Annotated in this window: 10 protein-coding genes; 6 read left to right on the forward strand and 4 right to left on the reverse strand. The window is 55.2% G+C overall.

The features are described from left to right. Positions 1-140: 140 nt before the first annotated feature. Both B9K09_RS02640 and B9K09_RS02645 read right to left on the reverse strand, forming a co-directional pair. Positions 141-527, reverse strand: a complete 387-nt coding sequence (locus tag B9K09_RS02640) for a PaaI family thioesterase (RefSeq protein ID WP_087515397.1) — start codon at positions 525-527, stop codon at positions 141-143. Continuing rightward, positions 524-2,845, reverse strand: a complete 2,322-nt coding sequence (locus tag B9K09_RS02645) for a Tex family protein (protein ID WP_087515398.1) — start codon at positions 2,843-2,845, stop codon at positions 524-526. Before B9K09_RS02645 ends, B9K09_RS02640 begins: the two co-directional genes overlap by 4 nt. A gap of 340 nt (positions 2,846-3,185) precedes the next feature. Here B9K09_RS02645 and ompR point away from each other — a divergent pair, with 340 nt between their 5' ends. Together ompR and B9K09_RS02655 are read left to right on the forward strand one after the other, a co-directional pair. Then, the gene (gene ompR / locus B9K09_RS02650) at positions 3,186-3,923 is read left to right on the forward strand and encodes a two-component system response regulator OmpR (RefSeq protein WP_087515399.1); all 738 of its coding nucleotides are present in this window, start codon (positions 3,186-3,188) and stop codon (positions 3,921-3,923) included. 97 nt (positions 3,924-4,020) lie between these two features. Then, on the forward strand, positions 4,021-5,334 hold the full coding sequence (locus B9K09_RS02655) for an ATP-binding protein (RefSeq protein ID WP_087515400.1): 1,314 nt from the start codon (positions 4,021-4,023) through the stop codon (positions 5,332-5,334). Between the two features lie 62 nt (positions 5,335-5,396). On the opposite strand, the gene rimK is transcribed toward B9K09_RS02655, so the two are convergent. After that, positions 5,397-6,302 (reverse strand): 30S ribosomal protein S6--L-glutamate ligase, encoded by a 906-nt coding sequence (gene rimK / locus B9K09_RS02660; protein ID WP_087515401.1) that lies wholly within the window; start codon positions 6,300-6,302, stop codon positions 5,397-5,399. Beyond that, complete coding sequence (locus B9K09_RS02665) at positions 6,299-6,733, reverse strand: ATP-dependent zinc protease (protein WP_256574298.1); 435 nt, start codon at positions 6,731-6,733, stop codon at positions 6,299-6,301. Before B9K09_RS02665 ends, rimK begins: the two co-directional genes overlap by 4 nt. Before the next feature lie 108 nt (positions 6,734-6,841). On the opposite strand from B9K09_RS02665, the gene B9K09_RS02670 reads away from it, so the two are divergent. The 4 genes from B9K09_RS02670 (at position 6,842) to B9K09_RS02685 (ending at position 12,107) form a co-directional block, all read left to right on the forward strand. Then, positions 6,842-7,240, forward strand: a complete 399-nt coding sequence (locus B9K09_RS02670) for an RNA-binding S4 domain-containing protein (RefSeq protein ID WP_087515403.1) — start codon at positions 6,842-6,844, stop codon at positions 7,238-7,240. 128 nt (positions 7,241-7,368) lie between these two features. Next, positions 7,369-8,256, forward strand: a complete 888-nt coding sequence (hslO, locus tag B9K09_RS02675) for an Hsp33 family molecular chaperone HslO (RefSeq protein ID WP_087518952.1) — start codon at positions 7,369-7,371, stop codon at positions 8,254-8,256. Between the two features lie 239 nt (positions 8,257-8,495). Beyond that, complete coding sequence (locus B9K09_RS02680) at positions 8,496-10,037, forward strand: phosphoenolpyruvate carboxykinase (RefSeq protein ID WP_087515404.1); 1,542 nt, start codon at positions 8,496-8,498, stop codon at positions 10,035-10,037. Between the two features lie 270 nt (positions 10,038-10,307). Beyond that, complete coding sequence (locus B9K09_RS02685; RefSeq protein WP_087515405.1) at positions 10,308-12,107, forward strand: acyl-CoA dehydrogenase C-terminal domain-containing protein; 1,800 nt, start codon at positions 10,308-10,310, stop codon at positions 12,105-12,107. The last annotated feature ends 26 nt before the right edge of the window (positions 12,108-12,133 follow it).

Below are 12,133 nucleotides of genomic sequence, written 5' to 3' on the forward strand. Positions count from 1 at the left end.
CTGCAAGGGGGTGTCAGCAATTTGCCTGACCACAGCCGAGCGTTAAATTAAATGGCTGGTGGTTGTCGCAGTGACACAACAACGCGTGACTGCGACAAGTGCCAGCTAGGCTGTTTATACAGCAGCATAGCCCACAGCCATTACACGCGAGCGAAGGTGCCTTGTGCTGTAGCGACTAATTTGTCGCCTTGATGCACCTGCGCTTCCACTACTAAAGTGCGGCGGCCAGCATGCAGCACCTTAGCCACACAAATCACCGAACCTTGGTCGATTGCGCGTATGTAATTGACCTTGCATTCAAGCGTGACGCTGCCCTGATCGAAGCCGTGGGCGCTGGAGCAAGCCAGTCCCATGGCGATATCAATCAGTGAAAACAACGCACCGCCATGCAGCTTTTTGTGCCGGTTGCGCAGTGGGTCGGTGAGGTTGAGGCGTACCCGAGCCTCACCATCGGCCACGCTCAGCGGTTCCACGCCGAGCAATTGGCTGAATGCGCTAGAGGTTAATTCCTCCGGCAGGTCGGTCATTTTTTCTTCAACTGTTTAGCGTTGGCGAACAGCGATGCCATTGCATTGTTGACGGGTGCTGGTTTGTTTTCCGGGCGCGGGGCTGGCGTGTTGCTGCGCGAATTATTGCCGCGATTACCACCGCCACGTGGGCCTTCGACCTTCTCGCCCGGGGTATCGCTCATGCGCATGCTCAGGGCAATCCGGTTGCGCGGGATGTCGACTTCCATGACTTTGACCTTAACCACTTCACCGGCCTTGACCGCCTCGTGCGGGTCCTTGATGAATTTCTCTGAAAGCGCAGAGATATGCACCAAACCATCCTGATGCACGCCGATATCGACAAACGCACCGAAGTTGGTGACGTTGGTCACCACGCCTTCAAGAATCATCCCCAACTGCAAGTCCTTGAGGGTTTCAACACCTTCCTGGAATTCTGCTGTCTTGAACTCTGGACGTGGGTCGCGGCCCGGTTTTTCCAGTTCCTGAAGAATGTCGCCAATGGTGACGAGGCCGAAGGTTTCGTCGGTGTACTGTTTAGGGTCAAGGCGCTTGAGGAAGCTGCTGTCACCAATCAGCGAGCGAATATCGCGGTTGGTGTCTTTGGCGATACGTTGCACCAATGGATAGGTTTCCGGGTGAACGGCTGAGGCATCCAGCGGGTTGTCGCCATTCATGATGCGCAAGAAGCCTGCTGCTTGTTCGAAGGTCTTGTCGCCCAGACGCGGCACTTTCTTCAGGTCATCACGGGATTTGAATGCGCCGTTGGCATCGCGGTGGGCAACGATATTCTGCGCCAAGGTGCTGTTGAGGCCCGAGATACGAGCGAGCAGGGCGCTGGATGCGGTGTTCACATCTACGCCGACGGCGTTCACACAGTCTTCGACTACGGCATCCAGACCACGGGCCAGTTTCAGCTGGGACACGTCATGCTGGTATTGACCAACGCCAATTGATTTCGGATCTATTTTCACCAGCTCAGCCAGTGGGTCTTGCAGGCGTCGGGCAATGGATACCGCGCCACGAATCGTCACGTCGAGATCAGGAAACTCTTTGGCCGCCAATTCAGATGCCGAGTAGACCGAGGCGCCTGCTTCCGAGACCATGACTTTGGTGGCTTTAAGTGCTGGATATTTTTTGATCAGCTCAATCGCCAGCTTGTCGCTTTCACGGCTCGCGGTGCCATTGCCAATCGCAATCAGGTCTACCGAGTGTTTGGCGCACATCGCCGCCAGCACCGAGATGGTCTGATCCCACTGGTTCTTCGGCGCATGTGGATAAACCGTAGCACTGTCGAGCAGTTTACCGGTGGCATCGACCACCGCGATTTTGCAGCCGGTGCGCAAGCCAGGGTCGAGGCCCAAGGTTGCCCGCGGGCCAGCCGGGGCGGCGAGCAGCAAATCATTGAGGTTACGGGCGAATACTGAAATAGCTTCGTTTTCGGCGTTTTCACGCAGGTCGCCGAGCAGGTCGGTTTCAAGGTGAGTATAGAGCTTGACCTTCCAGGTCCAGCGCACTACTTCAGCCAGCCACTTATCGGCTGGACGCCCTTGATTGCTGATGCCGAAGCGCTCGGCAATCATGCCCTCACACGGATGCATGGTGCCCGGCAACTCGTCGCCGACTTTCAGGCTCGAACTGAGGATGCCCTCGTTGCGGCCACGGAAAATTGCCAATGCCCGGTGTGAAGGCATGTTTTTGAGCTTTTCATCGTGCTCAAAGTAGTCGCGGAACTTCGCACCTTCAGTTTCTTTGCCCGCAACCAGGCGTGCGCTGATGGTCGCGTTGTCGCTCATGAAGCTGCGCAGGCTGGTCAGCAAGGTGGCGTCTTCAGCGAAGCGCTCCATGAGAATGTATTTGGCGCCTTCGAGCACTGCTTTGCTGTCGGCGAAGCCTTTTTCCGCATCGATAAACCGAGTCGCTTCGGTTTCAGGTGTCAGGCTCGGGTCGTTAAACAGCGCATCGGCCAACTCGCCGATACCTGCTTCCAAGGCAATCTGGCCCTTGGTGCGGCGCTTTTGTTTGTACGGCAGGTACAAATCTTCGAGGCGTGTTTTGGTGTCGGCAAGACTGATTTCGCGTTGCAACTCGGGGGTTAGCTTGCCTTGTTCTTCGATGCTGGCAAGAATGCTGGCGCGGCGATCATCCAACTCACGCAGGTAGCGCAGGCGCTCTTCCAGATTACGCAGCTGAGTGTCATCCAGACTGCCGGTGACCTCTTTACGGTAGCGAGAGATGAACGGTACGGTCGAGCCTTCATCGAGCAGCGCTACGGCGGCGGCAACCTGTTGTGGGCGTACGCCCAGTTCTTCGGCGATGCGGTTGTTGATGCTATCCATATATAAAAAACTACCCACACTGGATCGAAAAACCAGCCTCGCAAACAATTGGGCATCTGAAAAACACTGCTCTACAGGCCGGGTTTGCGGCCTGATCTTTTCAAATGTACCTTGCGGACTAGACACTAAAGCGGCGCATTATAAACACCGTAAAGGCGTGAGCTGGGACCGTTCGGGGAAAAATCTGCTAACAATGGCTCCAAGCAGGCAACCTGGCATCTGGGCAATAATGCTTGTATTGGAGACTATTCAGCGTTTATGACGACGGTAAATAACGACTTGGCTCGTTAATATATGGGTTATAAATGGCTAGAACAGGTTCTCAGTCTAGGAGTTATACATGAGCGGCACTGCACCTGTGGTTGAAGGCGAAAAAATTCTGATTGTCGATGACGATGCCCGTCTTCGACGCTTGCTTGAGCGTTTCTTTGAAGAGCAAGGCTACCGTGTACGCGCGGTTGAAAACGTCGAGCAAATGGACCGGGTTTTAGCGCGCGAGCTATTCAGCTTGCTAGTGCTTGATCTGATGCTGCCAGGTGAAGACGGCCTTTCAGCGTGCCGTCGTTTGCGCGAATCGAACAATCAAATGCCAATCATCATGCTCACCGCCAAAGGTGACGAAGCCAGCCGTATTCAAGGTTTGGAGTTGGGCGCGGATGATTATCTGGCCAAACCCTTCAACCCACGGGAATTGCTCGCGCGGGTTAAAGCCGTGCTGCGTCGCCAGGCGCCAATCGTACCGGGCGCGCCGGGTAGCGAAGAGGCCAGCGTAACCTTTGGCGATTACGAGTTGTCATTGGCGACTCGTGAGCTGAAGAAGGGCGAAGAAGTGCACATGCTGACCACGGGTGAATTTGCCGTGCTCAAGGCATTGGTACAGCACGCCCGTGAGCCATTGACTCGCGACAAGCTGATGAATCTGGCGCGTGGTCGTGAATGGGATGCGCTTGAGCGTTCGATCGACGTACAGATCTCGCGTCTGCGCCGCTTGATCGAACCAGACCCATCCAAGCCACGCTATATCCAGACTGTCTGGGGCGTTGGTTATGTGTTCGTACCGGACGGCAACAAATCCTGATCGGTTTCTGCCCCGTATCAACTGGGGCGCATAGACACCGCATAAAGGCTGGGCGCTTCGGCGCCCAGTTGTTTTTCACCTGGCTTGAAAGTGACTGATGAAAGCACCGCTGTGGTTCCCACAAAGTTTCTTCGCACGCACCTTGTGGCTGGTGTTGATCGTCGTACTGTTCTCCAAAGCCTTGACCCTGGTTTATCTGTTGATGAACGAGGATATGCTGGTCGACCGCCAATACAGCCATGGTGCTGCGCTGACGTTGCGCGCCTATTGGGCTGCTGATCCGGAAGACCGTGATCGCATCGCGCAAGCCGCCGACCTCAAGCAAGTTCCGCGTAAAGTGGTGCCGGCCAGCGAACAACATTGGCCCTACAGCGAAATTTTCCAGCGCCAGATGCAATCCGAACTCGGTCCCGAGACCGAAGTGCGAGTGCGAGCGAAAAGTCCACCGGCCTTGTGGGTGCATGCACCGACGCTGGGAGAAGGCTGGATTCGTGTACCCCTTTATCCACACCCTTTACGTAGCCAGCAAATCTGGAGCGTACTCGGCTGGTTCCTGGGTATTGGCTTACTCTCAACCGCTGCGGCATGGATTTTCGTTCGCCAGCTTAGCGCGCCGCTCAAGGGCTTGGTGTTTGCTGCGCGGCAGTTGGGTAAAGGCCGTAGCGTGCGTTTGCCGGTTAGTGACACACCGAATGAGATGATGGAGGTGTATCGCGCCTTCAATCAAATGGCTGAAGACGTGGAACAAGCGGCCCGTGAGCGTGAGCTTATGCTCGCCGGGGTTTCACATGACCTGCGCACGCCGTTGACGCGCCTGCGTTTGTCATTGGAGTTTCTGCAGAACGACTCGGAACTGACCGATGACATGGTTCGTGATATCGAGGATATGGATGCAATCCTCGATCAGTTCCTGGCCTTTATCCGCGATGGTCGTGACGAACTTGTCGAGGAGCTTGATCTGTTGACGCTGGTGCGTGAAGTTGTCACGCCCTATAACCAGCATCAAGAAAAGGTTCGGCTATGCCTTGAGCCGATTCCGGTGTTCCCGTTGCGCCGAATCTCGATCAAGCGGCTGTTGACCAACCTAATCGAAAACGCACTGCGTTACGGTGGCGATACCGCAGAGGTTGCCGTTTCGATGTCCGGCGATATGAGTGCGCCCTACGTGGTGTTGAGCGTGCTTGACCGTGGCGTCGGGATTGATCCGGCGGAGCTCAACAGCATCACCAATCCGTTTATCCGTGGCGATCGAGCGCGTGGCGGCCAAGGTGCGGGTCTGGGCTTGGCTATCGTCAAACGTATTGCTGCGCTGCATGGCGGCAGTATTGAGCTGCGCAATCGTTCGGGTGGTGGGCTTGAGGCGCGTGTATGCCTGCCTTTAGGCCTGCTGCTGCCTCGGGATGCGGTCTGACTTGCTGACGGCCTGTAGGTGGACAGCATAAAGCGTGTCCATCTACAGGCTCGCTATCAGGGTCAGCCTTTGCCTTTGGTGCGGGTCAGTCGCGGGCTGCTATTCTTTTCCAAGTGTTGAATGATTATCCCGGCGACATCTTTGCTGGTGGTTGACTCAATACCTTCAAGCCCGGGTGATGAGTTGACTTCCATTACCAGCGCACCGTGATTGGAGCGCAAAATATCCACCCCGGCCACGCTGAGCCCCATCACTTTTGCTGCGCGAATCGCGGTCATGCGCTCTTCAGGGGTGATTTTGATTAAGCTGGCAGAACCGCCGCGGTGCAGGTTGGAGCGAAACTCACCCGGTTTGGCCTGACGCTTCATCGCGGCGATAACTTTGTCACCGACCACAAAGCAGCGAATATCCGCACCACCTGCTTCCTTGATGTATTCCTGGACCATGATGTCCTGTTTAAGGCTCATAAAGGCCTCAATCACTGACTCAGCGGCTTTCTCCGTTTCGCACAGTACTACGCCGATACCTTGGGTGCCTTCGAGCACCTTGATCACCAATGGCGCGCCATTGACCATGTGGATCAAGTCCGGGATGTCATCCGGCGAGTGCGCAAACCCGGTGACTGGCAAGCCAATACCGCGGCGTGAAAGTAATTGCAGTGAGCGCAGTTTGTCCCGAGAGCGAGCAATGGCCACCGACTCATTAAGTGGCACCACGCCCATCATTTCGAACTGGCGCAGTACGGCGCAGCCGTAGAATGTCACTGAGGCGCCGATCCGTGGGATAACCGCGTCAAAACCTTCCAGCGGCGCGCCACGGTAGTGAATTTGTGGTTTGTGACTGGCGATGTTCATATAGGCACGCAGGGTGTCGATGACCACCATTTCGTGGCCTCGTTGCTGACCAGCCTCGACCAAGCGACGGGTTGAATAAAGTCGCGGATTACGCGACAGCACAGCGATTTTCATTGAGCACCCGAAAGGTCGTTAAGCGAAGGTTTGTCTTGTACGTAGGTGAGCGCCGGGTTGACCACAAGCTGACCAGCAATCAGCGCTTTTGAGCCCAGTAATACGCGGTAGCGCATGGTTTTACGGCACGCGAGGGTAAATTCTATTGGCCACAACCGATCGCCGAGTGACAGATTGGTACGGATTACGTAACGGTTTTGCGCCTGACCATTAGAGCTTTTAATACGTTTAACTGCTACCAATGGTGCTTCGCAGCGGTGCCGGCTTTGTACCAGGGTGCCGATGTGTGCAGTGAAGCGTACCCAGTCTTCACCGTCGCGCTCGAAGGGTTGAATATCCGAGGCATGCAGGCTTGAAGTGCTGGCACCGGTGTCAATTTTAGCGCGGATGCCGATCATGCCCAGGTCAGGGAGGTTGATCCACTCGCGCAAACCGACCACGTTTAGTTGGTCAAATGTTTTCAATAGGGCTGATCCGTAATAATTTCCGCAATTCTAGACAACTGCATCAGGCAATATTCACCCAGTAATAGAGTAATAATGAACAATAAAGATGACGATAAAGTCCGCTTGGACAAATGGCTCTGGGCCGCGCGGTTTTTCAAAACCCGGGCGCTGGCAAAAGCGGCCATTGAGGGTGGCAAGGTCCATCATCGCGGTGATCGCTGCAAACCCGGCAAAGAGCCCAAAGTTGGCGATGAGCTGGTTATTCGCATTGGCTTTGATGAACGCACAATTATAGTTCAGGCATTGTCTGTGGTGCGCCGCGGAGCGCCTGAAGCGCAAGCGCTGTACAGCGAAACCGCAGACAGTATTGAACGCCGCGAACGGGCTGCTGCGCAACGTAAAGCAGGTGCTTCAGGTATGCAGACCGATGGCCGGCCAAGCAAAAAACAGCGCCGCCAGATCCATCAGTTTCGCGGTAATCAGGATGACTGAAGCGGCGAAATATACCGGTTTGCAGCGAGTAATAGCCTTTTTTGTCTGCAACGATAGATAAGAGGCGCTTGGTCAGCTCGCCATTTGCGCCTAAAATCCACGGCCCGGTCACTTTTTGTGAAGTAGGCATGTCTGATTCTACCCAGCGCTTTTTGTTTGACGATACCGATATACGCGGTGAAATGGTCAGCCTGACTGACACCTACAGCCACGTCTTGGCTAAGCACCCATACCCGCAACCCGTCGCCCAGTTGCTCGGCGAACTGCTGGCAGCTGCCTCGCTGTTAATCGGTACATTGAAGTTCGACGGCTTGCTTATCCTGCAGGCCCGCTCATCTGGCGCCGTGCCGTTGTTGATGGTCGAGTGTTCCAGTGCTGGTGAGTTGCGTGGCATTGCCCGCTATGATGAAAGCTTGATAACCGCCGATGCCGGATTGCGCGATCTGATGCCGGAAGGCATGCTGGCGATGACCATCGACCCAACCAAGGGCCAGCGCTATCAAGGCATTGTTGCCTTGGAAGGCGACACCCTTGCAGATTGCTTCTCGAATTACTTTGCGACCTCTGAGCAGCTGCCGACCCGTTTTTGGTTGAGTGCCGACGGTCAACGTGCTCGCGGTCTGCTGCTGCAACAATTGCCTGCTGACCGGATTAAAGACGCCGAGGGCCGTGAAGCCAGCTGGCAGCACATATCGACGCTGGCCAATACTCTGAAGACAGAGGAACTGCTGGGTCTGGACAATGAGACCGTGCTGCATCGTCTGTATCACGAAGAACCTTTGCGAGTATTTGAGCCGCGCGCTTTACAGTTCCGTTGCAGTTGTTCGCGTGAACGCTCAGCCAATGCGCTGGTCAGTTTAGGTCAGGACGACGCCGTTCAATTGCTTGATGAACATAACGGCAACGTGGTTATTGACTGTCAATTCTGCAATCAGCGTTATTCGTTTGACGCAGCAGATGTCGCTCAATTGTTTGCCGGTGGTGGTAGTCAGTCACCGTCTGATACTCGCCACTAAGGAGCATTCTGAAAATTATTGTGCAGGTCATTGCGCCTTGCATGCCCGTCGCGTGTTACCTGTTTTAGAGGGAGCATGCGGCGGCGAACACTAACGATGCGTCAATTTAGTCTGATCAGAGGCTGCACCTTTCAGTTTCTTTTCTGGCATAATCCGGCGCACTTTTTTATATGTAGTAGTGTTTACGCCTTACTACAACACGCACGAAGGAATCGGCCAGCCGGCCGACGGGGACTCACATGACGCAAGCCAAAAACGCCGTGTATACCGACATCAGCGCCGCCCAACTGGTTGAAGAGGCTCTGCGTCGCAGTGAAGGCGAATTAGCCGACAACGGTTCTCTGGTTGTTCGTACTGGTCATCGTACCGGCCGCTCACCTGCTGATCGTTATATCGTTCAAGAGCCTACCACCGAGTCGAAAATTGCCTGGGGCGCAATCAACCGCCCGTTCCCAGCTGATAAGTTCGACGCACTGTGGGATCGCGTTCAAGCGTTCTCCGACGCTCAAGACAGCTTCGTATCACACGTTCACGTAGGTTCGGCTGACGCCCACTACCTGCCAGTAAAAATGACGACTCAGACTGCTTGGCAGAACCTGTTTGGTCGTTGCCTGTTCATTAATCCTGAACAGTACAACCCAGCCGGTCGTGATGAGTGGCAAGTCCTTAACGTGGCTAACTTCGAGTGCGTGCCAGAGCGTGACGGCACTAACTCCGATGGTTGCGTGATTCTTAACTTCGCCGCCAAGAAAGTGTTGATCGCAGGCATGCGTTACGCCGGCGAAATGAAGAAAGCCATGTTCTCGGTGCAGAATTTCTTGCTCCCGGAAGCTGACGTGCTGCCAATGCACTGCGCGGCAAACATCGGTGAAGAAGGCGACGTAACCTTGTTCTTCGGCCTCTCGGGCACAGGTAAAACCACCTTGTCGGCCGATGAAAGCCGTTACCTGATTGGTGACGACGAGCACGGTTGGGGCAAAGGCGTGGTGTTCAACATTGAAGGCGGTTGCTACGCCAAGTGCATCGACTTGTCCGAGAAGAACGAGCCGGTCATCTGGAAAGCCATTCAGTTTGGCGCCGTACTGGAAAACGTCGTACTCGACGAAAACCGTACCCCTAACTACGCCGATGACAGCCTCACGCAGAACAGCCGTGCAGCCTACCCGCTGGAATTGATCGAGAAGCGCTCCGAGAAAAACCTCGGTGGCGAGCCTAACGCTGTAATCTTCCTGACTTGCGACCTGACTGGCGTATTGCCGCCAGTGTCGATCCTTAACGAAGAGCAGGCGGCTTACCACTTCTTGTCGGGTTACACCGCACTGGTGGGTTCGACTGAAATGGGTTCCGGCGGTGGCATCAAGTCGACGTTCTCGACCTGCTTCGGTGCTCCGTTCTTCCCGCGCCCAGCAGGTGAATACGCTGAACTGCTGATCAAGCGTATTCAAGGTTTCGGTTCCAAGGTTTACCTGGTTAACACCGGTTGGACTGGTGGCGGCTACGGCGTCGGCAAGCGTTTCAACATCCCGACAACCCGTGGTGTTATCGCAGCGATCCAGAGCGGCGCGCTGATCGGCACTGAAACCGAGCATTTGCCAATCATCAACCTGAGCGTGCCAAAGTCGGTACCGGGTGTTGAAACCAACTTGCTCAACCCACGTAACACCTGGGCTGATCAAAACGCCTACGATGAGGCCGCTAAAGGCTTGGCCAAGCTGTTCGTCGATAACTTCGCCAAGTTCGACGTGTCGGATGCAATCCGCAACGCAGGTCCGCAGTTGTAACACGCCTTTGAAAAGGCCGCGAGCATCTTGGTGAGCCTTCCAGGCTGATTCAGATGATCACTCAACACCCCGCGCTAGCTCTGCTTTCGCGGGGTGTTTTGTTATGCGCGGCAAATAAGCAACGGCGCTAAGGCGCCTCTGATTGCTGGCGTGACAGGTTAGATTATGGCAACGCATTCATCGAGGTGAGGTTGATTGCTCAGCACTGCATGTCGCAGTAGCGTGGAGTGATTATTACGCGCCCTGCGCGCCTGCTGATGGAGAGCGAACATGCCTGAATACAAAGCGCCAATGCGCGACATGCGTTTTTTGGTCGACGAAGTTTTTGATTTCCATACCAGCTATGCAGCGCTCGGCGCGACCGATGCCTCACCGGATATGGTTAACGCGATTCTGGAAGAAGGCGCAAAGTTTTGCGAGCAGGTCTTGGCACCGATCAACCGCTCCGGTGATGAGCAAGAGTGCCAGTTCGACAACGGGGTAGTGACCACGCCCGAGGGTTTTAAACAAGCCTTTGCCCTCTATGTTGAAGGCGGCTGGAATGGTTTGGCCGCAGATCCAGCCTACGGCGGGCAAGGCTTGCCGCACTCGCTGGGGCTGATGATCAGTGAAATGGTGGGGGCCAGTAATACCTCATGGGGTATGTATCCCGGTCTGACGCATGGCGCCATGTCGGCGATTCATGCACACGGCAGCGAAGCACAAAAACAGGCTTATCTGACCAAGCTCACCGAAGGTACGTGGACCGGCACCATGTGCCTGACCGAAGCGCATTGCGGCACGGACTTAGGCATCATTAAAACCCGTGCTGTGCCGCAAGCTGACGGTAGCTACTCGTTAACTGGCAGCAAGATTTTCATCTCTGCCGGTGAACACGACATGAGCGAGAATATTGTCCATCTGGTACTGGCCAAGCTGCCGGATGCGCCCGCGGGTACCAAAGGTATTTCTCTGTTTATCGTGCCTAAATTCCTGCCAGATCCGGCAACGGGAGAGGCGGGCGAACGCAACGGTGTGTCATGCGGCTCCATTGAACACAAAATGGGGATCAAAGCCTCGGCTACCTGCGTGATCAACTTTGATAACGCCCGTGGCTTTTTGATTGGCGAGCAGAACAAAGGTCTTAACTGCATGTTCACTATGATGAACCATGCACGCCTGGGCACTGGTATGCAGGGGCTTTGCTTGGGCGAGGCGAGCTTTCAGGGGGCGATTAAATACGCCAATGATCGCCTGCAGATGCGTTCGCTCACGGGGCCAAAAGCACCGGAGAAAGCAGCCGATCCAATCATCGTCCACCCCGACGTACGGCGCATGCTGCTGACCATGAAAGCCTTCAACCAAGGCAACCGGGCGTTGGCCTATTTCACCGCGCAACTGCTTGATCAAGCGCACCGTGCGCACAGCACAGAGGAGCGTGAAGAAGCTGAAAACCTATTGGCCTTCCTTACACCCATCTGCAAAGCCTTTATGACCGAGACCGGCCTTGAGGTCACTAATCATGGCATGCAGGTGTTTGGCGGCCACGGCTTTATTCGCGAGTGGGGCATGGAGCAGTTGGTGCGTGATTGCCGTATTGCGCCGATCTATGAAGGGACCAACGGCATTCAGGCGCTGGATCTACTCGGTCGAAAGGTGCTGGGCAGCCAAGGAAAGTTGCTGCGCGGCTTCACTAAAATTGTGCATAAGTTCTGTGAGTCGCAAGCGAGTAACCCGGAGTTCAGTGCCTATGTCAGCCAATTATCGGGCTTGAACAAGCAATGGGGCGAGCTGACCCAGCAAATTGGCATGGCTGCGATGAAGAATCCAGATGAAGTCGGTGCTGCGTCGATGGATTATCTGATGTTCTCGGGCTATGTGATTCTTGCTTATTTCTGGTTGCGCATGGCCCTGGTTGCCTCAGAGAAACTTGCTGCTGGCAGTGGCGATGCTGAGTTCTATCAAGCCAAGCTGGCAACGTGTGAGTTCTACTTCAAACGTCTGCTGCCCCGTACCGCAGCTCACCTCGCAGCAGCTCAAGCAGGCAGTGATTGCATGATGGGGATGAGCGCTGAAAGTCTAGCGTTCTGACGAATGGCGTAGCCGATCAGGACCCG

The organism is Pseudomonas sp. M30-35 (assembly GCF_002163625.1).
Lineage (GTDB): Bacteria > Pseudomonadota > Gammaproteobacteria > Pseudomonadales > Pseudomonadaceae > Aquipseudomonas.

Bases quoted from the DNA above. Each gene is read 5' to 3' on its own strand.
- B9K09_RS02655 (WP_087515400.1), top strand. From the start codon at position 4,021: ATGAAAGCACCGCTGTGGTTCCCACAAAGTTTCTTCGCACGCACCTTG.
- B9K09_RS02645 (WP_087515398.1), bottom strand. From the start codon at position 2,845: ATGGATAGCATCAACAACCGCATCGCCGAAGAACTGGGCGTACGCCCA.
- ompR (WP_087515399.1), top strand. From the start codon at position 3,186: ATGAGCGGCACTGCACCTGTGGTTGAAGGCGAAAAAATTCTGATTGTC.
- B9K09_RS02670 (WP_087515403.1), top strand. From the start codon at position 6,842: ATGAACAATAAAGATGACGATAAAGTCCGCTTGGACAAATGGCTCTGG.
- B9K09_RS02685 (WP_087515405.1), top strand. From the start codon at position 10,308: ATGCCTGAATACAAAGCGCCAATGCGCGACATGCGTTTTTTGGTCGAC.
- B9K09_RS02680 (WP_087515404.1), top strand. From the start codon at position 8,496: ATGACGCAAGCCAAAAACGCCGTGTATACCGACATCAGCGCCGCCCAA.
- rimK (WP_087515401.1), bottom strand. From the start codon at position 6,302: ATGAAAATCGCTGTGCTGTCGCGTAATCCGCGACTTTATTCAACCCGT.
- hslO (WP_087518952.1), top strand. From the start codon at position 7,369: ATGTCTGATTCTACCCAGCGCTTTTTGTTTGACGATACCGATATACGC.
- B9K09_RS02640 (WP_087515397.1), bottom strand. From the start codon at position 527: ATGACCGACCTGCCGGAGGAATTAACCTCTAGCGCATTCAGCCAATTG.